Source organism: Klugiella xanthotipulae, from assembly GCF_006716695.1.
GTDB lineage: Bacteria > Actinomycetota > Actinomycetes > Actinomycetales > Microbacteriaceae > Klugiella > Klugiella xanthotipulae.
On the sequence record NZ_VFPN01000001.1, the window covers coordinates 751,182 to 777,645 of the forward strand.

General features: G+C 63.9%; 11 protein-coding genes. 6 read left to right on the forward strand and 5 right to left on the reverse strand.

Annotated features, from left to right (window positions below; all coding sequences use genetic code 11):
• Positions 1-35: 35 nt before the first annotated feature.
• Both FB466_RS03470 and FB466_RS03475 read left to right on the forward strand, forming a co-directional pair.
• Complete coding sequence (locus FB466_RS03470; protein WP_170206002.1) at positions 36-1,595, forward strand: alpha/beta hydrolase; 1,560 nt, start codon at positions 36-38, stop codon at positions 1,593-1,595.
• Positions 1,585-2,196 (forward strand): hypothetical protein, encoded by a 612-nt coding sequence (locus FB466_RS03475; RefSeq protein WP_141915870.1) that lies wholly within the window; start codon positions 1,585-1,587, stop codon positions 2,194-2,196. Before FB466_RS03470 ends, FB466_RS03475 begins: the two co-directional genes overlap by 11 nt.
• A gap of 94 nt (positions 2,197-2,290) precedes the next feature.
• On the opposite strand, the gene FB466_RS03480 is transcribed toward FB466_RS03475, so the two are convergent.
• On the reverse strand, positions 2,291-2,692 hold the full coding sequence (locus FB466_RS03480) for a nuclear transport factor 2 family protein (RefSeq protein WP_141915872.1): 402 nt from the start codon (positions 2,690-2,692) through the stop codon (positions 2,291-2,293).
• Positions 2,693-2,973: 281 nt separating this feature from the next.
• Between FB466_RS03480 and FB466_RS03485 the strand changes: the two genes are divergently transcribed.
• The 4 genes from FB466_RS03485 to FB466_RS03500 are packed head-to-tail and all read left to right on the forward strand — an operon-like array spanning position 2,974 to position 6,849.
• Positions 2,974-3,993: an ABC transporter ATP-binding protein gene (locus tag FB466_RS03485; protein WP_141915874.1), complete on the forward strand. Its 1,020-nt coding sequence runs from the start codon at positions 2,974-2,976 to the stop codon at positions 3,991-3,993.
• Positions 3,990-4,865: an ABC transporter permease gene (locus FB466_RS03490; protein WP_141915876.1), complete on the forward strand. Its 876-nt coding sequence runs from the start codon at positions 3,990-3,992 to the stop codon at positions 4,863-4,865. The genes FB466_RS03485 and FB466_RS03490 overlap by 4 nt, the downstream gene beginning before the upstream one ends.
• Positions 4,866-4,918: 53 nt before the next feature.
• On the forward strand, positions 4,919-6,163 hold the full coding sequence (locus tag FB466_RS03495; protein ID WP_141915878.1) for a sensor histidine kinase: 1,245 nt from the start codon (positions 4,919-4,921) through the stop codon (positions 6,161-6,163).
• Positions 6,160-6,849 (forward strand): response regulator, encoded by a 690-nt coding sequence (locus FB466_RS03500; protein ID WP_246054510.1) that lies wholly within the window; start codon positions 6,160-6,162, stop codon positions 6,847-6,849. Before FB466_RS03495 ends, FB466_RS03500 begins: the two co-directional genes overlap by 4 nt.
• Here the strand turns inward: FB466_RS03500 and FB466_RS03505 are convergent.
• The 4 genes from FB466_RS03505 to FB466_RS03520 form a co-directional block, all read right to left on the reverse strand.
• Positions 6,846-8,759: a sigma-70 family RNA polymerase sigma factor gene (locus tag FB466_RS03505; RefSeq protein ID WP_141915880.1), complete on the reverse strand. Its 1,914-nt coding sequence runs from the start codon at positions 8,757-8,759 to the stop codon at positions 6,846-6,848. The two genes, FB466_RS03500 and FB466_RS03505, sit on opposite strands and share 4 nt — an antisense overlap.
• A 155-nt stretch (positions 8,760-8,914) precedes the next feature.
• A complete protein-coding gene (locus tag FB466_RS03510; RefSeq protein ID WP_141915881.1) occupies positions 8,915-14,761 on the reverse strand; it encodes an Ig-like domain-containing protein in 5,847 nt (1,948 codons plus the stop codon).
• 341 nt (positions 14,762-15,102) lie between these two features.
• A complete protein-coding gene (locus tag FB466_RS03515; RefSeq protein WP_141915883.1) occupies positions 15,103-17,037 on the reverse strand; it encodes a sigma-70 family RNA polymerase sigma factor in 1,935 nt (644 codons plus the stop codon).
• A 193-nt stretch (positions 17,038-17,230) separates the two neighbouring features.
• Positions 17,231-26,080, reverse strand: a complete 8,850-nt coding sequence (locus tag FB466_RS03520; protein WP_170206003.1) for an Ig-like domain-containing protein — start codon at positions 26,078-26,080, stop codon at positions 17,231-17,233.
• Positions 26,081-26,464: the final 384 nt, after the last annotated feature.

The following is a 26,464-nucleotide window of genomic DNA, read 5'->3' on the forward strand; positions in this document are numbered from 1 at the left end:
AGAGTTCTGCGGACCCCGACCATCTGCGCACCTTTGTGACCCAAACACGGGCGAGCAACACCGGCATGGAGGACCATGTGACGCGGGTCAAGAACGCGTGGTCTGCGTTCACCTCCTCCTGTTCCTGGGTACCGCTCGGGTCAATCACGTTCCTGGGCGGCTGGGAACAGCTCCTCACGGAGAATCAGGGCGACGCGACCTGGATCGAGCAGGTAGCGGCAGCGTTCACCGCGGCGGGCGGGGGCTCACTGTCGCATCACGCGCTGGACCTGGCCGCGTCCGCCGTCTCACCGATGAGTGACCGGGACCTCCTGGAGGCGCTCTCCTCCCTGTCCGCGGCTGAGCTCTCCGCCCTGCTCACAGCCTCACCGGGGCTCCAGGCACAACTGAAACTGATGGATCCGTCGGCGATCAACGCCTGGTGGGCGGGACTGAACCCGTCACCGACAGGCACCGACCGGTTCTCGGAACAACAAGACCTGCTGCTCACCACATTCCCTCTGCTGTTCGGCAACCTTGAGGGCGTGCCCTACGGTGCGCGGGACTACGCCAACCAGATCGCCCTCACAGCGGCTATCGCGGATCTGGAGGCCCGGATCGCCGAGGCGAAAGCCCTCGTGGGTGACACCTCCGTGGCCAACGGGCCGGTGCCCTCGGCGCTGCTTGACATGAAACAGTCGCTGCTCGATATGGAACGCCAGCTGGGCGCGCTCACGAATATCAACAAGGCACTTTCTAGCCCGGCGGGTGGGTCCAGGCGCTACCTGATCTCCCTGACCGAGGATCATCCCCCGCTGGCCGCGGTCTCCATCGGCGACCTGGACACCGCGACGAATATCACCTACGCGGTGCCGGGGATGGGCACCACCACACACGGTATGACCGGGTGGGCGAAGGCAGCCCAGAACCTCCACGGGATGCTACCGCCCGGGAGCGCCGTCGTGGCCTGGATCGGCTACGAGACCCCGCCCACACCGGGGGTGGGCGACCCCGATTTTGGTGTCTTGGACGTGAACCGTGCGGTTGCGGGCGGAAATACCCTCGCCACCGCCCTCGGCGGCCTGGCCGCGGTGCGGGGCGGGGCGGTACCACAGCTCACCATTGTGGCGCACTCCTACGGCACGACGGCCGCGGCGGTGGCCCTCTCCCAGCCGGGTATCCGGGTGAATAATTTCATCACCCTCGGTTCCGCGGGCCTGCCGGATAGTGTCCACTCCGCGGCAGATCTGAACGCGGACAGGGTGTACTCCGGACACGCGCGGGACAAATACCCCGGCGAGAGAGAAAGCGGTGATCAGTGGGCCTGGATCGGACGAGACACCAGCCGAGACCACCGCGTCAATCCGCTCAGCCCCGGTTTTGGTGCCCAGGGGTTCGGCGTCGAGACGGGGGGCGATGCCGGACGAGTGGTCACCGACCACAACCCGCTCATGGGCAACGGGGACGAAGCCGGATACTTCGACCAGCGGACCGAATCACTACAAAACATGGTCTGGGCGATCAAGGGGGAGACCGAGAAGATCACCCCGTATGCGCCGTTGGGGCCAACCAATCTTCAAGAGGCCCTGATCGAAGGACTGTCCAATGGCTACTAAACCCGCGCCACCCCACACCCGGATCATCGCCGCGGTCGCGGCCGTACTCCTGGCCGGTGTGGCCCTCGCAGGATGTTCAGGAAAGGACCCGGAACACACAATGACCGCGCGCGACGGACGAGACCGGGTCGTGGAACTCGTCATCAACACCACCACACAACTCGATATCACCGGCTGGTGGCCCCGCAACGGGGTCGCCTGGGCACAAGACTGCGGTGAATCCGGTGCCAGCTACGGATACGACCAATGGGCACCCCAAGGAACCGACCATATTGGAGACGCGAAACGCGTCGCCGAGTACTGGGAATCACTCGGCATGACCGTACGAACGGTAAACCCAACGACACACCCCACGCTGTTCGCCGAAGGTGGTCCCGTCCTCCGTGCAAGCTTCGACACCGACGCAGCAGAGGGATCATATGCAATTGGCGCGACCGCGCGCTGTTCTCCCGGGGAAGACGCGTGGGAACTCAACACCCAAGACGAAGCCGAACGAGCCTGCGGCACCGTACTCCCTGGAGACGAAGGAATCATCATCACCCCAGACCCCCGAGACCAGTGGACAACAGAAACCCCCACCCCACCAGAATGCCCACAATAACCCCACCCCATGGCAGTACGCTGACCGTGACAGAAACGTCCCGCTCTACCAAAACTCGGTACAGTGGACCGTTTCTGTCATTGGCGGGGTTTCTTTAGGCGAAAAGCATCTCGCCGCGTTGTGTGTCAAAGTATTCCCGTACCTCGACGATCTTGCCATCGCGGACAATGAAATTGGCCATGTATCGGTTTTGGTAGGAGTTACCTGTTATTGTCTCGGCCGTGGCCTCCCATTCAACGACTGCGTTGTCTTCGCCGATAGTCATGCTGAGCATCTTTGTGGCGAACGAGTTGGGTGTCATACGCAAGTGTGCGATGGGGAAAAATTCATTGACGATCGCGTCGCTCCCTCGCCAGATTCCCGAATTAGGGAGGCGTCCTGGAGCAGACCAGACAGCATCCTCGCTGAACGCGTTCTTCAGATCCACAGGGTCAGAACTCCCCAATGCCGCAAAGTATCGCTGGAGGGCATTCTGCACGTGACTGCTACTGTTCATGCTCGCCACTCTAGCATTTATTCGAACGCACGTTCGAGTAAAACATAGCTCGTTGAGCGTTACTCACAGAATGGGAACGGAACCAGCACGAAGATCGGTACCGAGAGTGCCCCACACCGGAGCCTCGCCCCCGGTGGGTGGAGAAGCTTCTGAACGACAAGAAGTCGGACAAACCTGGGGCCCACAATAAGACCTGGGCGGCGGGTGTCCATCAACCGGTTGACACCGGTTCAATCACACGGACTCTCGTGCGCCCAGGCCGAGAGTGTCAGCATAGAAATATGACAACACCAACCGCCATCTCCGTGCGGAACCTCACCAAAACCTACCGGGACGTGCACGCCGTCACCGATATCTCGTTCGACGTTGAGGCGGGCAGCGTGTTCGCCTTCCTCGGCACCAACGGGGCCGGCAAGAGCACCACCATCGGCTGCATCACAACCGTGCAGGGCTTCGACTCGGGGTCGATCACGGTGCTGGGGCACGAGGTGAGCCGCAACACCCGGGGCAACGATAACGACGGCATCCGCCACCAGATCGGGGTCGTGTTTCAGGCCTCCGTGCTCGACCCGCTGCTCACGGTGACCGAGAATCTTGTTATTCGGGCCGCGTTCTACGGGCTCAGCCGGGCGGATGCCCGGGGGCGCATCCGCGAACTTGCCGAGCTGATCGGCCTCACCGAGGTGCTGGGCCGACGCTACGGCACCCTCTCCGGCGGGCAGAAGCGGCGGGCGGATATTGCCCGTGCGCTCATCCACCGGCCAGCCATCCTGTTTCTCGATGAGCCAACCGCCGGCCTCGACCCGCAGAGCCGGGAAAAAGTGTGGGACACCATCCGCACCCTGCGCGAGACGCAGGGCATCACCGTCTTTCTCACCACGCACTACATGGAGGAGACCGAGCGAGCCGACGAGGTGTGCATCGTCACGGCGGGGCGCATCGCGGTGCGCGGCACGGCCACCGAACTGCGCAGTACCTACAGCCACAGCGTGCTCAGCCTGACCACCACAGCCCCGGACGCCCTCAGCAGCTGGTGCGCCGAGCGCGGCCTGCCCGCGACGACGACCCGGCGCGCCACACCCGAGGCGGGGCGCGAGATCGTACACACAATCGTTGCCGTGACGGTTGAGACGAGCTCCCAGGCGATTGAGGTACTCACCGCACACGAGTCGATCATCACCAACTTTGAGTTCCGGCACGGCACCATGGACGACGTTTTTCTCGCCGTCACGGGTGACGCCCCGAGCGCCACCGCCCACACACCCAGCACACCCACCCGCACCGAGGATACCGCCGTATGAACGCCATCTGGACCCTTTCCCGTCGCAACCTAAGCCTCTTCTTTCGCGACCGAATGGGCGTGTTTTTCTCGCTCCTCTCGGCGCTCATCCTCTTCCTGCTCTACGCGTTTTTCCTCGGCCAACAGCTGATCGACAGCCTGCACGAACAGTTTCCCCAGGCCACCGCGGCCCAGGTTGAGATGTTTATCAACAGCTGGGTTTTCGCCGGTATCACCATGATTACCTCGCTCACCACGGGACTCGCCGCCCTGTCCGTGTTCGTGGAGGACCGGGCATCCGGCCGGTTCCAGGATTTCCTGGTGTCCCCCCTGCGGCGGGTGCACCTCATCCTGGGCTACCTGCTCTCCACGTTTGTGATCGCCGTCGTGATGACCCTGGTGGTGCTCGCGGTCGGCCAGCTCTACCTGAGCGTGGGCGGGGGCGGGCTCTCGGCCGCCCACCTCGGGCAGGTGCTCCTCTCCGTGCTGCTCTCCAGCGCGGTCTGCGCCGCAATCTCCAGCTGCGTTGTCACGTTTGTGGCCAGCAACGGGGCGTTCTCCGCGCTCAGCACGATCGTGGGCACGGGCATCGGGTTCCTCGCCGGTGCCTACATCCCCATCGGCGTGCTGCCGGAAGCCGTCGGTACCGTGATGAACGCCCTACCGTTTGGCCAGGCCGCGATGCTCTTCCGCCGACCCTTCACCGCCGACTCGCTGGACACCCTCGCCGGCGGCAACGCACCCGCAATAGATACCGTGCAAACCTTCTACGGCATCACCGGCTCCCTGGGCGGCGTGGACCTCACCACCGGGATCATCGTCGCCTCCCTCGCCACGGTCGGGGTGGTGTTTGTGCTCCTCGGATCGTGGCGGATCGGCCGGACCATCCGCTAAGGCCCGCCCGTCGGCACCGGCACACACCGACCGTGTATGAGAAAGTGGAGACCATGGAGAGCAAACGAGGGTGGACGCTGGCGCTCCTCGTATCCTGCCTGGTGCTCCTCGGGCTCGCCCTGGCCACCACGGCCAGCGGGGGAACCGACCGGCTCAGCGAGGGGGCGACGCTCGGGCTGAGCATCGCCGGTATCCTCGCCATTCCGGTCTACGTGGTGGTCTCGGGGTGGCGGGCCATTACCAGCCACAACGGCACCTGGCCGCCCCAGCTGATCCTGATCGCCATCGGCGCGCTGCTCACCTTCCTCAACCCCAATATGTTTACCGTGCAGGTGATCATGTACCCGCTGCTGTGGTCCACCTCCCGCACCACGCGCCAGGCCATCACCCTGAATGTGGTGGCCGCCACCGCACTCGGCAGTACCGCCGCCATCGGGATGAACGAACCGTTCTGGTCCCCGAGCGTGTGGGGCATCGCGGGGGCCTCCCTCATCTTCAGCCTGGGGATGGGGCTGTGGATCACCAGCATCCACCGCTACGGCGAAGAAAACGCCCGGCTGCTCGCCGACCTCACCCGGCAGCAGGACACCATCGCGGCCCTCAACCGTGAGACCGGTGCGGTCGAGGAGCGCGCCCGGCTCTCCCGCGACCTGCACGACACCATCGCCCAGACGCTCACGGGTGTGGTCATGCTCTCGCGGCGGGCACGCACCCTCGCGGCGGGGGTGAACCGGCCCGAGACGAGCAGCGACCCCCGCACCGATACGGTGGCCCTGCTGGACACCCTCAACCTGATCGAGTCGAGCGCCGTCGCGGCCCTCGCCGACACCCGCGTGATGGTCGCGACCATGTCCTCCTCCCCCGCCGGCGGGTCACTCAGCGATGCCCTGCACCGCCTCTGCGACCGCTTTGGCCACGAAACGGGTGTGGATGTCCGGCTCACCCTCACCGCACACACCGTCACCGAACTGCCCAGACCCCACGAGGTCGTGCTGCTGCGCTGTGTGCAGGAAGCACTCGCCAATGTGCGCAAACACGCCGCGGCCAGCCGGGTCACGGTGCACCTCGGGGAGACACCGGACGGGCCCGTGCTCACGGTCACCGATAACGGACGGGGTGCGTCATCCGCCACCACCCCGGGTAGGGCCGCTGGTGGCCAATTCGGAATCGATGGGATGCGCGACCGGCTCGCGCTCGTGGGCGGCACCGTCACACTCGACTTCCCCGCGGGCGGCGGCGCCCGCCTCACGGTGACACTCCCGGGGGCGGCACCCCGCACCGAAGGAGCCTCGGCGTGACAGACACCAGCGAGCAGACCGACACCATCCACATCCTCGTCGTCGATGACCACCCCATCGTGCGGGCCGGGATTATCGGTGCACTCAGCGATATCCCCGACCTCCTGGTGGTGGGCGAGGCGTCAAGCGGGCCCGAGGCCGTGCGCCTGGTGGAGGCCCACCACGTTGACGTGGTGCTGATGGATCTGCGGATGCCCGGCGGGGACGGCGTCGCCGCGACCGCCGAGATCACCGCAACCCACCCGGATACCCGGGTGCTGATCCTCACCACCTATGAGAGCGACGACAGCATTCTCGCAGCAATCGAGGCGGGTGCGAGCGGGTACCTCCTCAAGGCGTCGCCGGAGTCGGAGATCGTGTCGGGCATCCGCTCGGTGGCCCGGGGTGGAACGGTGCTGGCCCCCACCATCGCCGCGGCGCTCGTCTCCCGGATGCGCACCCCCACTCCGCCCCGGATGCCCCACCCCACCCTGAGCGCCCGGGAACTCGAGGTGCTACGGGTCGTGGCGGCAGGAAAAACCAACGGCCAGATCGCCACCGCGCTCCACATCAGCGAGGCAACCGTCAAGACGCACCTGGTGCGCGCATTCGAGAAGCTCGGCGTGGGCGACCGCACCCGCGCCGTGACCCTCGCGATTGAGCTGGGGCTGCTACCCGGGGAGCGGAGCATCCGCGCCGACGATTAGCGCGCCGTGACCGTCGGACCGAACCGGGTGCCGTCCTCGCTCGCGTAGCAGGCCTCCAGCACCAGCCCCGTCGGCTGGTTTCTGATCGAACCGCTCAGACTCATCGTGGCACTCCCCTGTGCGTTCCCCACCCGATGCACCAGCGCCCCCTGCGGGCCCCAGACCATCACCGAGGCGCCGGGGTCAAAGGCAACCGAAGCGGTCCAGCCGTTGAGGGCCAGGTGGGGGGTGCGCAGTTCAAAATCCCACGGTGTCGTTAGCGCGCCGGACACCCGGGAGACCGGGTCAACCAGCTGAGCCACCAGGGTGTTACTGCCCGCCCGAGCACCGTGAGCCGCACTCACACTCCAGGTACCGTCCGCGGCAACAACCCCCGTGGTCAGGACATTATTTAGCCACACAAAAACCTGTTGGCCCGCAGTTCCCCTGCCGGATACCAGGGGAGAGTACCGACCGTCCCCGGTGTCAACCGTGGTCACCACGGGGGCCGCAACGGTAACCGCCGAGTTCACCGAGAACTGCTGCGAGACCTCCCCGCTGCGCTCCCCCGCTATCGACTGATAGGCCACCACCTGATAGCTGCCATCGGCCATCGGCCCCGGATTGAGCGACCACAGCCCATCCGGCCCGACCGTCGTCTGCACCGTTCGGGGGGCCATCGTGGCCGAGGACAACACCAGAGTCACCTCGGCATGGGGTGAGGCGGTGCCACTCAGCGCAAAGCTGCGCTCACTAAACACGCACAGGTCACAGTCAAAGGTGAGCTCACCATCCGCAGGCTCGGCCTCAGCCGCCGCCTGCCAGGGCGGAGGATTCGAGGAGAATCCCACCAGAGTGGTGGAGTCCGCGGCCGTGGGCGAACCCGAATCGCTGAGGGACGCCTCGGCGTCTGCGTCCGGCTGCACCTGATCGGTCGCAGCGGGTACCGGCGGGGTGGACGTGGGCGTCTGCGGGAGCGAGGCGAGCACGCCGCCGCCCACGGCCATCACGGCAACCATGACCCCCGCGGCCAGGGCCAGAACCTTTCCCACTCCCAGGGCGGAGGCGGTTGCCGTCAGGCTGGCACCCACCGGAGCGGCCACACCCACCAGGGCTGCGGCCGTTCCCGGCACCGAGGAGGAGCCCACGAGGGCAGAAACACCTCCGCCAGCTACCACAGCGGGAAGCACAGTCGAGTACAACTCGGTGGAGGCACGCGTCATCTCGTTCCCCCTCGCCGAGCAGGATGCGCACCCGGCCAGGTGCTCGGCGACCCGCTTGTGGCGCATCCCGCTCAGCCGCTGGGTGAAGTACGCACCCAGAAAGCGCATCGTTTCGCGGCATTCCTCGGCAACAGGTGCGGTGGAGACATGGGCCTGGTACCAGCCATCACGCAGCCCCTCGCGTGCCCGAAAAGCCAGCGTCGAAACGCTGTGCGGGGTGAGGCCCATCCGGCGACCGATCTCGGCCGTTGACATTTTCTCAACCTCGAAGAACCACAGCACCTGCTGCCACCGCTCGGGTAGCTCACGAAACACGTTCAATAAAAGCTCATTGGTTGCCAGGCTCAGCGTTGCCGGCATCGCCAGAACGTCATCCAGGTCATCAATGTCCTGGGTCGGGAACCGACTCTCCCTGGTATTCCATCGAATAGCGGTGTTCTTCACCGTCGTCACCAGGTAAGGGCGGAACATAACGCGCGGGCCCTTCCCCGCACGGATGGTGTGCAGGGTGGTCGCAAACGCCTCCGCAACAACGTCATCAACGTCCTGAGGACGCACCAGCTTCCGCGCGCTGTGGCGGGCCGCGGCGACGTAGTGATCCCACAGCTCGGCATACGCGTTGTTATCGCCCTCACGGACGCGGTCAATCAAGGCCTCGTCACCGTGGCCGGTCTCCTCCACGGTGGGGGAGATATCATCCCGCTTCATTCCTGCACACCTTCTGAACTATCTGTGGGGGCTTTGATCGTGAGGGGGGATGGGCAAACGGGAGTCGTGCCGTCGGCCCGGTGTCTCGCCCGGACACACAGTTCCGGGCGAGACACCGACCATCACAGGGGATGGCGATACAGGGCGGTACGGGGTTAGGCCGTAGCCTCCGCCCGGCGACGACGGGCAGCCAACAGCAGCCCGCCAGCACCGAGCAGCAGCAGCACCAGTGCCCCGGTAATCCCGGGAGCGCTTCCGGTGAGGGCCAGCCCCGACCCGGCAACCACGTCGAATGTTGCCGAGGCCTCGCCGCTGAAGGAACCGCTCAGAATCACGGAGTGTTCACCCAACTCGAGATCACCCGGAACCGTGATCCTGAAGACCACGTTACCGTCGGCATCCGCCGTCTGGTTGCCCAACTCAATCGGTGTGGAGTGCAGCACACCGCTGACAACCTCACCGGGCTGGAAACCAGAACCGTAGGCAACCTGGGTACTGCCGGAGGTTACCCGAGCCGATTCCAACTCAACCTGGGGCAGGCTCACGCGAAACTTCACGGTACCGGAAACGTTCCCGGCCGGATCGGTCGTCGTCACGGTCAACATCGCACCGGTTGTCGGCTTGGGGTTGAGAACCACCGCGAAGCGGCAATCCGCACCCGCGACTGCCTCACCGATAACGATTCCCTCGGCGTCTCGCACCGTGACCGTGGAACCGACCTCGGCACAACCGGTGATCACGCCGCCATCCGTCGGGTCCACAACCGGAGCTGCCGGAGCAGTCGTGTCAACCACAACAGGAACCCGAACCGAGTTACCCGCGGGGTCGGTCACCACAACGGTCACCTGGGCCTGAGGATCGAGCGGAGCGTCGGGCGTAAACGTGAACATACCATCCGAATCGACAACCAGCGTACCCGGAACCGGGTTACCGTCCTCATCAACAACCGTCACCGTGTCACCAGCACCCACCGGGCCACCAGTCACAACAACACCATTCGACGAATCCACAACCGGAACCGACGGAGCAGTCGTATCCACCACAACATCAACCGGAACCGACGCATTACCCGCCGAATCAGTCACAATCACCTGCGGCTTATCACCCTCCACAAACGGAGTCGTCGGCGTAAACGTGAACATACCATCGCCATCAACAACAACCTCACCCGGAACCGGGTTACCGTCCTCATCAACAACCGTCACCGTGTCACCAGCACCCACCGGGCCACCAGTCACAACAACACCATTCGACGAATCCACAACCGGAACCGACGGAGCAGTCGTATCCACCACAACATCAACCGGAACCGACGCATTACCCGCCGAATCAGTCACAATCACCTGCGGCTTATCACCCTCCACAAACGGAGTCGTCGGCGTAAACGTGAACATACCATCGCCATCAACAACAACCTCACCCGGAACCGGGTTACCGTCCTCATCAACAACCGTCACCGTGTCACCAGCACCCACCGGGCCACCAGTCACAACAACACCATTCGACGAATCCACAACCGGAACCGACGGAGCAGTCGTATCCACCACAACATCAACCGGAACCGACGCATTACCCGCCGAATCAGTCACAATCACCTGCGGCTTATCACCCTCCACAAACGGAGTCGTCGGCGTAAACGTGAACATACCATCGCCATCAACAACAACCTCACCCGGAACCGGGTTACCGTCCTCATCAACAACCGTCACCGTGTCACCAGCACCCACCGGGCCACCAGTCACAACAACACCATTCGACGAATCCACAACCGGAACCGACGGAGCAGTCGTATCCACCACAACATCAACCGGAACCGACGCATTACCCGCCGAATCAGTCACAATCACCTGCGGCTTATCACCCTCCACAAACGGAGTCGTCGGCGTAAACGTGAACATACCATCGCCATCAACAACAACCTCACCCGGAACCGGGTTACCGTCCTCATCAACAACCGTCACCGTGTCACCAGCACCCACCGGGCCACCAGTCACAACAACACCATTCGACGAATCCACAACCGGAACCGACGGAGCAGTCGTATCCACCACAACATCAACCGGAACCGACGCATTACCCGCCGAATCAGTCACAATCACCTGCGGCTTATCACCCTCCACAAACGGAGTCGTCGGCGTAAACGTGAACATACCATCGCCATCAACAACAACCTCACCCGGAACCGGGTTACCGTCCTCATCAACAACCGTCACCGTGTCACCAGCACCCACCGGGCCACCAGTCACAACAACACCATTCGACGAATCCACAACCGGAACCGACGGAGCAGTCGTATCCACCACAACATCAACCGGAACCGACGCATTACCCGCCGAATCAGTCACAATCACCTGCGGCTTATCACCCTCCACAAACGGAGTCGTCGGCGTAAACGTGAACATACCATCGCCATCAACAACAACCTCACCCGGAACCGGGTTACCGTCCTCATCAACAACCGTCACCGTGTCACCAGCACCCACCGGGCCACCAGTCACAACAACACCATTCGACGAATCCACAACCGGAACCGACGGAGCAGTCGTATCCACCACAACATCAACCGGAACCGACGCATTACCCGCCGAATCAGTCACAATCACCTGCGGCTTATCACCCTCCACAAACGGAGTCGTCGGCGTAAACGTGAACATACCATCGCCATCAACAACAACCTCACCCGGAACCGGGTTACCGTCCTCATCAACAACCGTCACCGTGTCACCAGCACCCACCGGGCCACCAGTCACAACAACACCATTCGACGAATCCACAACCGGAACCGACGGAGCAGTCGTATCCACCACAACATCAACCGGAACCGACGCATTACCCGCCGAATCAGTCACAATCACCTGCGGCTTATCACCCTCCACAAACGGAGTCGTCGGCGTAAACGTGAACATACCATCGCCATCAACAACAACCTCACCCGGAACCGGGTTACCGTCCTCATCAACAACCGTCACCGTGTCACCAGCACCCACCGGGCCACCAGTCACAACAACACCATTCGACGAATCCACAACCGGAACCGACGGAGCAGTCGTATCCACCACAACATCAACCGGAACCGACGCATTACCCGCCGAATCAGTCACAATCACCTGCGGCTTATCACCCTCCACAAACGGAGTCGTCGGCGTAAACGTGAACATACCATCGCCATCAACAACAACCTCACCCGGAACCGGGTTACCGTCCTCATCAACAACCGTCACCGTGTCACCAGCACCCACCGGGCCACCAGTCACAACAACACCATTCGACGAATCCACAACCGGAACCGACGGAGCAGTCGTATCCACCACAACATCAACCGGAACCGACGCATTACCCGCCGAATCAGTCACAATCACCTGCGGCTTATCACCCTCCACAAACGGAGTCGTCGGCGTAAACGTGAACATACCATCGCCATCAACAACAACCTCACCCGGAACCGGGTTACCGTCCTCATCAACAACCGTCACCGTGTCACCAGCACCCACCGGGCCACCAGTCACAACAACACCATTCGACGAATCCACAACCGGAACCGACGGAGCAGTCGTATCCACCACAAACGGGATAGCTGGCGACTGAAGCCCAGCCGCGTCCGACACCACTGCCGTGAGGGTGGCCCCCTCGGTAGCAGGCCCGGCGATAGCAACGTTAAACGTACCATCGGGCTGAACGGTAGCCTGACCCAGCGGATCACCGTTGCTGTCGAAAACGGTGACCGTCGTACCCGGCGTCGCCGTTCCACTCAGACTGGTTCCATTACTCGGCAGCACCACCGGTGCAACCGGCGTCAGCGCAAAGGTAACGGAAGCAGAGCCGAGAGTAACGTTACTCCCGGTCGCATCAAACACCACCGCAAGGCTCGAGGTTGCGGCAACACTCGAGGTGACCTGCGCGGTATAGACGCCGGCTGTGGTCTCGGTAAAGTTCCCCACGCTCACGCCAGACGGCAGCACCGGCACGCTCAACTGAGCAGCAATTCCCGGAACCGGGTTGCCTGTGGAGTCCTTCACCCGAACAGTCAACGTCTGAGCGTCCAAGCTGTTCGCCCGCTTGGGGGTCGTCGTCGCCGACACGGTACTCTGGCCCGCACCGGTAGGTGCGCCGGGCACAAATGTTGCCGTACCCGAACCGATAGCGAGATTCGCACCGGCCGCGTCAAAGGTGGCCGCCACGCTCTTAGCACCGGCTACGGTCGAAGTCACCGCGGCCTCATACACGCCAGGGGATACCTGAGTGAAGCTACCAGCGGTGACCCCAGTTGCGGGAGTCGCAGCGAGCGAGAGCAGCCCGTCCTTACCCGACAGCGGGTTCCCCTGAGCATCCTTCAACGTCACGGTTGCCGTGTGCGACTGCACACCATCGGCGGTCTTCGACCCACCGGTGACAACCAGACCGGTCAGACCGCTTCCCACCGCAGGCGGGCCGGCCAAGAAATCAACCTTCGCCGTGGCCGGAATAGTAACGCCATCAACCGTTGCCGTCACCGTCGCGGTGCCCGCAACATCCGAGGTGAGCGTGGCGCTGTAGGTGCCATCGTTGTTGTTTGTCACGTTCGAGAGCGTGCCAAAGTTCGTACTCATCGTCACCGGAGCGACACTCGTAAACAGCTGCACTCCGTTGGCAGCGCGAGTGGTCAGGGTGATGTTCGACTGGGCCGACGGCGCGGCCAACACCTGGTTAGGCGAGGCCACCAGGGTTGACGACGCGGGGTCAAGCACGTGGCTGATCGTCACGGTTTGGGCCGGGCCGCAGTAGGCCAGGTTGGTCGGCGCACACATGCTCACGGCGATATTATCGCTTGACGCGCTGGTGACCTGGGAGGTGGCCGTTCCCACCTCTGCGGCGCGCACCCGAATCGTCAGTGAGGCGGTTGCGCCGTTGGCGAGACCGCTGCTCAGGGTCCAGGTTCCGGCGGTCGGGTCGTACGCCCCGCCCGCGTTATCCGATACATAAGTGACCTGCGAGGGCAGGGTGAACTGCACGGAGTTCCGGGTGGTGTTCGCCGGTCCGATGTTTTTTGCCGTAACGGTGTAGGTGAACTCGTCGCCATACGCCACATCCGTCGCGCTGGCCGTGTGACCGATCTCCGTCTCGGAGAAGTTCAGCCGACTATCAAAGTTAATGTAGTGGGTATTCGAGATCGTGGTGTTATTGGGCACGGTTTGCAGGCCAAAGTTTACGGCCATAGCGTTATCGGCGGTCGCCGTGCCACAGGAAGCGCCAATACACGCGTTGGGCAGGTCAGTGAGCTTCTGGGAAAAAACGCCCCCGTTGTTCGCCTCCCCCGCTGCGACGTAGGCCTTGCCCGTGGGCATAATCGCCATATTAACTTTTCCATCCGCGCTGCGACACACCGGAACGGTACCGTCCTGGACGAGACTGTGTCCGGCGTCATCGCCACCCACAAAACAGTCGTAGTAGAAACCGATTCGAGCGGTGCTGGAGTTACCCCGCGTGTTTTTAAAGGAGGCGTCGGTGCGATAGAAGGTATCGCCCTCCACGTAGCTCAGCTTGACGGTGACCACGCCTTTACTCGAGATGGTTCCCTGGGTTTGAATCCAAAAGGGATCCATCGCGGTCCCGGCACCACCGCTTGTGACGACACGACTGGTCGTGGAAGTACTACCGTTCGCCAGGTTGTACTCAGTTCCATCAATAGCGAGAACGATACCCGAGTTTCCGCTGACAAACGTTGACATGCTGGGGTTCACCCAGAACGCCCCCGCGTTACTTACCGCGTTACTGGTCACCTGCGTGTTAAAGAAGTCGGTCATTGCAATACGGTTCAGCGGCCCCTTTGTCGAGGTAATCACCGTATTTGCTACCGCAGCCTGCGCCGGAGCTGAGGCAAACGTCATTCCTCCCAGGATGACCGAACCCACCAGGGCCACAATCCCCACGGATGATAGCGCGTGGCGGAACCGTGCAAACGTTTGCCCACGCCGTGCACCGCCCCCCTCTCGGTGGCGATTCCACGCAAAAAACTTCTGACTCATAACACTCCCTCTGTGCTGATGTTGACAGGCCACATCCCCCCAGACAGCGGGTCTGGATTTAAGGCCTCCAGTATTAAAGGAGAGCGATCATCGTCAAAAGTCCCGAAAATCCCCAAATTAACTTACGGAACCAGGTTGAGTAAGAACGGAGACAACCACTGCCCCACAGTGGATCAATCCGTTTCGCAACATCCAGACGCCCAACACGAGGTTTTTCGTCCGGAATTCTCCCGGTTACAGAAATAGTACAAAAATATTTTGCGTAAATAAACCGTCCAGCGAGACAGCACGGCGTTTATCCGGCACTTACCCTGCTCTCCCCCAGTTTCACCGGCACCCGATCAGCCCGCCGTTACCGTCGGTCCAAACCGGGTGCCGTCCTCGCTCGCATAACAAGCGTCCAGCATCAGCCCCGTGGTGCGGCCGCTCAGGCTCACCCCACCCTCACCCCGCGCGTTGGTGATCCGATGCACGAGGGTACCCTGGGGATCCCACAGCGTGACCGAGGCCCCGGGGTCGAACTCCACCGATACATTCCAACCCTCAATAGATACCACGGGGGTGCGCAGCTCAAAGCTCTGCGGTTCGGTGAATGCACCGGATGCTCGACTCACGGGGTCGCTCAGCTGGGCTACCAGCTCGTTGGTGCCCGCGCGGGCACCGCTGTCGGCGATCAGAGTCCAGCGGCCATCCGCCGCAACCGGTGCCGTGGCCACGGCGCCGTTGACCCGGACGATAACCTGATACCCGGCCGTTCCGGTACCCGAAACGACGGGAAAATACCGGCCATCCGCCGTGTCAACGTCGGTAATGACGGGGGTCGCAACAGCCACCGAGGTGTCCACAGAAAAACTGTGCGAGGTCCACCCGTTCCGGTCCGCCACCGCCGCGTACTGGTAGGCCACAACCTGGTAGGTATCGTCGGTTATCGGCCCCGGACGCACCGACCACACCCCGTCGGGGTGAGCCACGGTCTGCACGATTCGTGGGGCCATTGTGTCCGAAGACAACACCAGGGTCACATCGGCATCAGGCGAGGCCATACCGCTGAGGACGACGCTACCGCTACCGAACACGCAGCCGTCACAGTCAATGGTGAGGTCGGCCCAGGCCTGACCCGTGGCCGCGGGGGTATCCACACCTTCGGGCTGCTGCCACGGCGGGAGGTCCGCGTCACGACCCACGACAGCGGCCGCGGCGCTGGGGGCGGCGGCCGCACCGAGCGCCGCGTCTTCCCCGGCGGCGTCGGGCATGGGCGTCTGCCCCGCCGATGCGGTTGTCACCGGGGCAACGGGAGGGGCCGACTGAGCGGCGGCGATAGTGATACCGCCCGCGGTCAGAGCGGCGGCCACAAACCCACCCACGATGGCCAGAATTTTACCCGACCCCAGCACCGTCGCCGAGGCGGTCGCCGTCGCACCACCCGCTACGCCCGGCGTGCCCACAAGGACCGCCGCCGACCCCGAAGCTGCCGAGGAACCGGCAATGGCCGCGACTCCCCCGCCAACCCCCGCAACGCCCACCGCGGGAAGCAGCACGGTATAGAGCTCGGTGGAGGCGTGAGTCATGTCGCTCTCAATAGCCGAACAGGAGGCGCAACCGGCCAGATGCTCCATCACCCGAACACGACGCAGGCTGCTCAGTCGCTGGGCGAAGAAGGCACCGAGGAAACTGATCGTCTCGCGGCACTCCTCCGCCGCCGGAGCGGCGGATACGTGCGCCTGATACCAGCCATCCCGCAGGCCCTCCCGGGCACGGTAGGCCAGCGTCGATACGCTGTGCGCGCTGAGACCCATCCGGCGACCAATCTCGGTCACCGGCATCTTCTCCACCTCGGAGAACCACAACACCTGCTGCCAGCGCTCGGGCAGCTCGCGGAACACGGTCAGCAGCAATTCGTTGGTGGCCAGGCTCAGCGTGGCGGGCTCGCTCAGGGTATCCTCCAGGTTCTCGATCTGCTGGGTCGGCATCCGAGTCGCCTTCATATTCCACCGAATAGCGGTGTTATTCACCGCGGTGATCAGGTAAGACCGGAAGGCAAAGCGGGGGCCCTTACCCGCATTAATGGTCTGCAGGATGGAGGCGAAGGCCTCCGCGACGAGATCCTCCGCATCCTCGGACCGCACCACACGTCGAGCCGCGAAGAGGGCCGCCTCCACGTATCGGTCCCACAGTTCGGCGTAGGCGGCGGTATCACCGTCACGAACGCGGTTAATCAGCGACTCGTCGCTGGGGGCAATTGTGCCGGGGGTTGAGGAAGAATCATCCCAATTCATTCGTGCAAACCTTCTTTATTCGTGCAAACCTTCTGAGCCACATGCGCCGGGGGGACTCTGCAATGGTGGGTGGACCACAAGACACTCTCGTGTCGGTGACCCACCTCTCGCCCGGGAAGACCCCGGGCGAGAGGTGGCCCCCTTCGGGGCCGGATGGTGACGAGGCGACGGGTAGTGGCCCGCCACCCCGGATCTACTCGGCGACGACCGCTATGAGGCGGCGACGGCGAGCCAGGAGCAGTAAACCACCCGCGCTGAGCAGTAGCAGGGCAGCCGCCCCGGCAACAACGGGAGTACCTCCCGTCACCACCAGCTCCGGGATGCTGACCGCCGCCACCTCGAAGGTGGCCGAGCTCGTGCCACTGAACGAACCACTCAGCACAACGGAGTGCTTCCCCAACTCGATATCGGCCGGAACCAGCACGGTGAAGACGACGTTACCCTCGGCATCCGCCGTCTGCGTACCCAGATCAATCGGCGTGGAGTGCAACACCCCACTGATAACCTCACCCGGCTGGAAACCAGAGCCATACGCCACCTGGGTGGAACCGGGGTTCAGCCGGTCCGATTGAAGCTCCACGCGGGCCAGGCCCACCTGAACACTGACGGAACCGGAGACGTTACCGGACGGATCGGTTACGGAAATATTCACCGTGCTCCCCTCCTGCTGCTTCGGGTGGAGCGTAACCGTGAAGAGACCGTCCGCGCCCGCGGTTGCCTCACCGATAACGCTGCCCTCGGCGTCCGTGACGGTCACGGTGGAGCCGGGTTCGGCGGATCCGGTAACCGTGCCGCCGCCGGTCGGCTTGACCTTCGGCGCAGTCGGCACCTCGGTGTCGATCACCACGGCGACCCGCACCGAGTTACCCACGGCATCGGTGACCACAACGGTCACCCGTGCGTCGGTGTCCAGCGGCACCTCGGGCGCGAAACTGAACCGGCCGTCCGTGTCTACCGCCAGCACACCCGGAACCGGGTTGCCCTCGGCGTCCACAACGGTCACGGTGTCGCCGACCGCAAGAATCCCTCCGGTCACCACCTGGCCGTTGCTCGGGCTCACCGCCGGGGCGGTGGGCGGAGTGGTGTCCGTGGCAACCCGGGTGCCGGCGCTTGCGTTACCGGCCGGGTCGGTCACCACGATGAACACCACATCGGTTTCTGTGAGCGGGGTGCTCGGGACAACCGTGAACGAACCGTCCTCGGCCCGCGTCACCACGGTGGGAATCTCACGGCCCTGCGCGTCGATGAGGGTGACGGATGCCCGCCCCTCCACGTCACGGACGGTGATCGTCTGGCCGTTGGATGGTTCCACGGTTGCCTCCCCGGGGGCCTCGTCATCGGTGGTGATGCTCACCGATGCCGAGCGGTTACCCGAGGGGTCGGTCACCGTGACCGTCACCTCGGTGTCGCCGGGAAGAACGGGGTTGAGCACGCACTCGAAGCGGCCGTCGTCGCCAACCGGCACCGTGCAGATAACCTCGCCGCTCTCCGGGTTGGTGACGGTGACGGTGCCACCGGGCTCACCACTACCGGTAACGGTAGAGCCCGCGGAGGGGTCAATCGTCGGTGCACTCGGCGCGGTCGTGTCGATCAGGACATCAACAGGTGCCGACGGGTTGCCGGACGGGTCGATCACGATCACCTTCGGAGCATCGTCCTCCGTGAACGGGGTTTTCGGGATGAAGGTGAACCGGCCATCCTGGTCAATCTCCAGATCTCCGGGAACGGGGGCGCCCTTCTCATCCACGACCGTAATCGTCTCACCCGGGTCCAGCGGGCCACCCGTGATCGTGCCGCCGTTCGACGGGTCCACGACCGTGGCCGCGGGCGGAGTCGTGTCCACCACAACGGCAACCGGCTCGGACGAGTTGCCCGCCGGGTCCGTGATGAACGCCTGGGGGCTGTCGTCCTCTGTGAGGGCGGTCTCCGGCGTGAAGGTGAACGTGCCGTCTTCGTCGATCACCAGCTCGCCCGGAATCGGGCGACCCCACTCATCAACGATCGAGACCGTGTCGCCGGAAGCGACGGGGCCACCCGTGATCGTGCCGCCGTTCGACGGGCGCACCACCGGGTTCTCCGGGACGGTCATATCGACCAGAACGGCAACCGGCTCCGAGGAGTTACCCGACGGGTCCGTGATGATGACCTGCGGCTGATCCGCCTCCGTAAATGGCGTGGTAGGCGTGAACCTGAACGTGCCATCTTCCGTGATCACACAGGTACCGGAAACGGGAGTACCGTCCGTATCCACCACCGTCACGGTGTCACCAGACACCAACGGACCACCGGTAATGCTGTAGCCATCGGAGGGCTTGACCGTGGGGGCCACCGGGGCGGTTGTATCGACCGCTACCTCAACGGGAACCGAGCTGTTGCCCGACGGGTCCGTGATGATGACCTGCGGGGTGTCGCTCTCTGTGAACGGCGTAACAGGCGTAAACGTAAACACACCCTCCCCATCAACAACCACCGTGCCAGGAATAAGAACACCGTCCTCATCCACCACCGTCACGATGTCACCAGACACCACCGGACCACCCGTAATCGTGCGCCCACCAGACGGGTTCACCACCGGAGAATCCGGAGCGGTTGTATCCACCAGCACCTCCACCGGGACGGAGGGGTTCCCCGCCGGATCGGTAACAATCACCCGAGGAGTCTCGCTCTCCGTAAACGGCGTAACAGGCGTAAACGTAAACACACCCTCCCCATCAACAACCACCGTGCCAGGAATAAGAACACCGTCCTCATCCACCACCGTCACGATGTCACCAGACACCACCGGACCACCCGTAATCGTGCGCCCACCAGACGGGTTCACCACCGGAGAATCCGGAGCGGTTGTATCCACCAGCACCTCCACCGGGACGGAGGGGTTCCCCGCCGGATCGGTAACAATCACCCGAGGAGTCTCGCTCTCCGTAAACGGCGTAACAGGCGTAAACGTAAACACACCCTCCCCATCAACAACCACCGTGCCAGGAATAAGAACACCGTCCTCATCCACCACCGTCACGATGTCACCAGACACCACCGGACCACCCGTAATCGTGCGCCCACCAGACGGGTTCACCACCGGAGAATCCGGAGCAACCGTGTCAATGCTGAGGGTGGTGGGCGGCGATAGCGTACCCGCCTCGTTCTCCTGGATGACCCGAATAGCGTCGCCGTCCGCCAGCTTGGTTCCGGCCGGTACCTCACTGCTCCAGCGCCCGTCCTCACCCACAACCGTGGTGAGCTCGGAGCCGTCGGGCAGGATCACCGTAATGGTGTTACCGGGAGCACCAGACCCCGTGAACCGGGTTCCATTGGACGGATCCGTGCCGGGGGCCACCACGGCACTACCGTTGATCCGCAGTGCGGCCGGGGCCGACACATTCTGGGCGCTATCGGTCACCGTGATCGTCAGCTGCGCCTCGTGCACCAGCACGGGGTCGAAACTCAGCAAGAACTTTCCGTCCGCACCGGCCTGTGTGGTGCCAACGGGCAGGCCGTCGGCGCCGTAGACCGTGACGGTGGCGAACTTCTCGGCGGTACCGTAAATCACGCTTCCGTTGGACGGAGCCACGCTGGCGGCGGCGGGCGCTGCGGCATCCACGGTCAGCGGGATGGCCGCCGACTCGAAGCCGTGCACATCCGCCACGATTACCGTGAGGGTAACACCGTCGGCGACCGCCGTATCCGTTGCCACCGTGAAGGTGCCGTCGGGCCGAACATCCGCGTGACCCAGCGGCCGGCCGGTCGCGTCGTACACCGTGACGGTGGTGCCGGGGGCAGCCGTTCCGCTCACGCTGCCACCGTTGCTGGGCAGCAGGATGGGCGAGGCCGGCGTGGCCACAAACGTGATCGGTGCGGTGCGGATGCCCGGGGCACCGTTGACCACGTAGCTCACGGTGGCCGCGCCACCCGTCAGCGAGGTGACGGTGGCCGAGTAGGTGCCGTTACCGTTGTCCGTCGTCTCGGAGACCACGCCCCGGTCGGAGCTGATCACCACGGTATCGCCGCCGCCGGTGACCCGGTTGCCGTCCGCGTCACTCAGGGTCACGGTAACGGCGCTCTGTGCCGTCCCGTTGGCCTGCACAATCGACGGGGTAGCCCCCACAGTGGAAGCGGTGGCCGAGGCGGCACCCGCCACAAATCGTAGCTTGGCGTTCTCACCAATAGTGTCGCCGCCCAGCAGGGCCGTGACCGGATAGGTTCCGGCGGTGGCCGAGGTCAACCGAACGGTCACCGTGCCGTTGGTACCGGTCACGTAGGGACCGGCCGTGGCCGTAATCTCGGCGGGGTGACTGAAGGTGAGGGTGGCACCCGGTACCGGGTTGTTGTGGGCATCCAGCACCGTGACCACTGCCGTGTAGGCGGCCGAGCCATCGGCCGTCACCGGGCCGTTCGGGGTGATGACCCAGGAGGAGTGGTCGGCGTGTGCCGCGCCCGCCTCGAAGAGCACCGTCTCGGAGCCAACGGGGTCACCGCCAATGCTCGCGGAAACCGCAAAGCTTCCGGCCATGGTAGAGGTCACCGAGACCTCAGCGAGACCGTCCGCGTCGCTTCGCACGGTCTGGCTACCCTCGGCGGGCGACTCGACCGTGAACTCAACGTCCACGTCGGGAACCGGATTTCCATTGACATCGCGCACCGTCACGGTGGCCGTGTGGGTGGCGAGGCCGTCAGCCTCCACCCCACCGGGGGTCACCGCGAAGTCGCTGCCGCCAGCCACGGGGGCATCGGCCGCAAAGACGATGTTCTTCACCGCACCCACCGGGTTCTCACCGAGGAGGGCGGATACCGGGAAGGATCCCGAGGTCTGCGAGGTGAGGCGACTGATCGCGACACCGTCAGAGTTGGAGACGACCGTGGTCGTCCCCGTGAGCTGCGAACCGAACGTGAACGCAACGACCTGACCCGAGACCGGGTTACCCTTCGCGTCCTTCACCGTCACCTTCGCGGTAAACGCGTCGGTGCCGTTGGCGGTCACGGTATCGTTCGGGCTCACGACAAACTCGGAGGAGCCTGCCGTAGCCGCACCGGCAATAAACACCGCTGCGGCGGGGCTGCCCTCGGTCACGGCGGTGCCGTTCACCGTGGCGGTCACGTCGAAGCTGCCCGCCGTCTCGGAGACCACACCAACGGTGGCGATACCGTCGGCACCGGTCCGAACGGTGGCCGGGGTGGATGCCGTCGCCGGCCGCTCGACCGCGAACACAACATCCGCACCGGTCACCGGGTTACCGTGGCGATCCACAACACGCACCGTGGCGGTGTGGTCGGCCACACCGTCGGCGGTGGTGCTCTGCGTGGTGACGCCCAGAGTGGTTCCACCCGTGCCGACGAAAACCCCGCCAGCGATAAAGGTGAGGCTGGCATCCGCGCCCACCTGGGCACCCCCGAGCGAAGCGGAGACGGGGAAGGTACCGGCTGTGGTGGAGGTGACCCGGGTGGTGGCCTCGCCGCTGGCGTTGGTCACCGCGGTCACGGCACCCGAGAGGGGCGCACCCAGACCAAACGATACGGTGCTGCCCGAGACGGGGTTACCCGTCGCGTCCTTCACCACCACCTTCGCGGTAAACGCGTCGGTGCCATCGGCTGTGACGGTGCCGTTCGGGGTCACGCTGAAGGTTGAGGCGCTGGCCGTGGCCGCACCCGCAACAAAGCGCACCGTCGCCGGGCTGGCCTCGGTCACGGCGGTGCCGTTCACCGTGGCGGTCACGTCGAATTCACCGGCCTTCTCGCTCGTGACGTCTACCGTGGCACGGCCGTTCGCACCGGTCTTCACCGCGGTCGCGGTTGCGGCGGTGGCCGGAGCCTCCACCCGGAAGACAACATCGGCGTTCTTCACGGGGTTACCCCACTGATCAACAACCAGAACGGATGCCGTGTGCGTCGCCGACCCGTTGGCCGTCTGGCCACCCGTCGTTGCGCTGAGCGTGGTACCGCCCGCGCCAAAAAATACGCTGCCAGCGGTAAAGGTGATCTGCTTCTCCGCACCGATTCGAGTGGCCCCGAGCGCTGCCGACACCGGGTAGGTGCCCGCGGCGGTTGCGGTGAAGTGGACCGTAACCTGGCCTGAGTCATCCGTGGTAAACGGCGCGGCCTCGGTGATCCGCACCTCGGCCGGAACCGCGAAGTCCACGGGGGCATTGGCCACCTTATTCTTGTTCGCATCCATGACCGTCACGGTCGCGGTAAAGGCGTTCTTCCCGTCGGCCACCACCGCAGTATCGGGTGTGACCGTCCAGGATGACTGAGCGCTGCTGGGCGCACCGGTGCGGTACGTGAGCGTCACCGGGTTGCCATTCGCCGCCGGGATGTCCGTCCCATTGACCGCGGTGGCAACGTGGAAGTCGCCCGCGGTCGTTGAGCTGAGCCGGAGGGTTACGATGCCGTTGGCACCGGTCACCTGGGTAAAGTTATCGGCACTCGACAGGCCCGCCTCGGCGGGGGTAAAGGTCACGGTGGCGCCCGGAACCGGGTTGCCGTTGGCATCCTGAACCGTCGCGGTCACCGTGTGCGTTGCGGTGCCGTTGGCCTCCACCTGGGCGGTTGTCGCCGAGACGCGGGTCTTACCCGCGGTGAGCGACACCGCACCGGCCACGAAGGTGACCTTCTGCGGGCTGTTGAGCGTCGCAGCGCCACCGATTGTGGCCGAAACGCTGAACTCGCCAGCGACGAGAGAGCTCACCTGAATGATCGCGCTACCGCTCGCATTGGAGGTGGCCGTGCCCGAACCGGAGAGGGTTGCCGTTGAGGTGAAGACGACCGCCTGGCCGCTGACCGGGTTGCCCTGGGCATCCGTTACCGTCACCTGCGCGGTGTGGCTCTGCTCACCGGCCGTTTTGGGTCCGGTGGACACGGTCAGTGTGGAGGTGGCCGCCGAGACGGGTCCAGCCACGAAGGTGACCGAGGCCGAGCCGAGGGCCCGGTTTACGCCGGCCGCGTCGAAGACCACGGCAAGGTTCGAGGGCGCGGCAACCGTCGAGGTGACCCGCGCGGTGTACACACCCGCTGCCCCCTCCGTAAAGCTGCCAACGCTCACACCAGCGGGCCGGGTGGGCACGCTCAGCTGTGCGGCGACACCCGAGACCGGGTTGCCGTTGGCGTCCTTCACGGTTGCCGTGAGAACGTGGGCATCGGAGTTATTGGCGATCTTGTTACCGGTGGTGGCCGAGATGATGCTCTGGCCGGTTCCGGCGGGTGCACCGGCCACAAACGTGGCGGTGCCCGATCCGATCGTGAGGTTCACACCGGTCTTGTCGTAGGTGGCAGTGAGGCTTTTCACCCCGGCTGAGGTGGAGGTGACGGCAGCCGTGTACACGCCGGGCGAGGCCTGGCTGAAGCTGCCGACGGTGACGCCGCTTGCGGGGGCGGCCACCAGCGTGAGCAGGCTGGCTTTACCAGAAATCAGGTTGCCCTGGGCGTCCGTCATCGTCACGGTTACCGTGTGCGACTGACTGCCATCGGCCATCCGGGACCCGGGGGAGACGTTGAGCGTACTGAGGCCGGTGCCCGCGGCGGGTGGACCGGCGATAAAGTCCACCGTCGCCGTGGCCGGGATGCTCACACCGTTCACCGTACCGGTCACGGTCGCGGTGCCCACGACATTCGAGGTGAGCGTGGCGCTGTAGGTGCCATCGTTGTTGTTTGTCACGTTCGAGAGCGTGCCCAGGGTGCTGCTCAGGGCCACCGTTGCGGCCCCCGTGAGCATCTGGATTCCGTTGGTGGCGCGAGTGGTCAGGGTGATGTTCGACTGGGCCGAGGGGGCAGCAATCACCTGGGTGGGTGCGGCCACAAGAGTTGCCGCCGTGGGGGCAACCACCTGGGTGACGGTGACGTTCTGGGCCGGGCCGCAGTAGGCCAGGTTGGTCGGCGCACACATGCTCACGGCGATATTATCGCTTGACGCGCTGGTGACCTGGGAGGTGGCCGTTCCCACCTCTGCGGCGCGCACCCGAATCGTCAGTGAGGCGGTTGCGCCGTTGGCGAGACCGCTGCTCAGGGTCCAGGTTCCGGCGGTCGGGTCGTACGCCCCGCCCGCGTTATCCGATACATAAGTGACCTGCGAGGGCAGGGTGAACTGCACGGAGTTCCGGGTGGTGTTCGCCGGTCCGATGTTTTTTGCCGTAACGGTGTAGGTGAACTCGTCGCCATACGCCACATCCGTCGCGCTGGCCGTGTGACCGATCTCCGTCTCGGAGAAGTTCAGCCGACTATCAAAGTTAATGTAGTGGGTATTCGAGATCGTGGTGTTATTGGGCACGGTTTGCAGGCCAAAGTTTACGGCCATAGCGTTATCGGCGGTCGCCGTGCCACAGGAAGCGCCAATACACGCGTTGGGCAGGTTAGTGAGCTTCTGGGAAAAAACGCCCCCGTTGTTCGCCTCCCCCGCTGCGACGTAGGCCTTGCCCGTGGGCATAATCGCCATATTAACTTTTCCATCCGCGCTGCGACACACCGGAACGGTACCGTCCTGGACGAGACTGTGTCCGGCGTCATCGCCACCCACAAAACAGTCGTAGTAGAAACCGATTCGAGCGGTGCTGGAGTTACCCCGCGTGTTTTTAAAGGAGGCGTCGGTGCGATAGAAGGTATCGCCCTCCACGTAGCTCAGCTTGACGGTGACCACGCCTTTACTCGAGATGGTTCCCTGGGTTTGAATCCAAAAGGGATCCATCGCGGTCCCGGCACCACCGCTTGTGACGACACGACTGGTCGTGGAAGTACTACCGTTCGCCAGGTTGTACTCAGTTCCATCAATAGCGAGAACGATACCCGAGTTTCCGCTGACAAACGTTGACATGCTGGGGTTCACCCAGAACGCCCCCGCGTTACTTACCGCGTTACTGGTCACCTGCGTGTTAAAGAAGTCGGTCATTGCAATACGGTTCAGCGGCCCCTTTGTCGAGGTAATCACCGTATTTGCTACCGCAGCCTGCGCCGGAGCAGGGGCGAGGCTCATCCCCCCCAGGATGACCGCGCCCGCCACGACACCAACACCCGCAGAGGAGAGCACTCGCCGAAGCGAGGAGAGCGCCCGCGACGTGTTCACACGACGCTGACCACTCTTTTTCCTATACCTATCCCTACCCACAAAAAACTGACGCATGACACTCCCTAATGTGCTGATGATGCAAAGCCAGATCCCCTCGGGCACAGCCCAAATCTGGTTTCCAGTGTTAAAGGAGAACGATTACTGCGATCGGTCCCGCGAACCCCTAAAAAAATTCGCAAAACACATCACACGTATGAACGACGACTCTCAAATCCCCTATCGAGTCGGTTCGTATCGAAATATTCAGGCGCACAAAACGAGTTTTTACGCCAGAACCTTCCCCCTACAGATGTAGATCATACAAACTTATTGCGCTTTACGAAACTCGTCGCCCCAAATACCCTAATATCCCGCCGGTTCACCGGCACGCCCAACGGCACG

Coding starts and splice junctions, on each gene's coding strand:
- FB466_RS03505 (WP_141915880.1), bottom strand. CDS start 8,759: ATGAAGCGGGATGATATCTCCCCCACCGTGGAGGAGACCGGCCACGGT.
- FB466_RS03475 (WP_141915870.1), top strand. CDS start 1,585: ATGGCTACTAAACCCGCGCCACCCCACACCCGGATCATCGCCGCGGTC.
- FB466_RS03480 (WP_141915872.1), bottom strand. CDS start 2,692: ATGAACAGTAGCAGTCACGTGCAGAATGCCCTCCAGCGATACTTTGCG.
- FB466_RS03485 (WP_141915874.1), top strand. CDS start 2,974: ATGACAACACCAACCGCCATCTCCGTGCGGAACCTCACCAAAACCTAC.
- FB466_RS03515 (WP_141915883.1), bottom strand. CDS start 17,037: ATGAATTGGGATGATTCTTCCTCAACCCCCGGCACAATTGCCCCCAGC.
- FB466_RS03490 (WP_141915876.1), top strand. CDS start 3,990: ATGAACGCCATCTGGACCCTTTCCCGTCGCAACCTAAGCCTCTTCTTT.
- FB466_RS03510 (WP_141915881.1), bottom strand. CDS start 14,761: ATGAGTCAGAAGTTTTTTGCGTGGAATCGCCACCGAGAGGGGGGCGGT.
- FB466_RS03495 (WP_141915878.1), top strand. CDS start 4,919: ATGGAGAGCAAACGAGGGTGGACGCTGGCGCTCCTCGTATCCTGCCTG.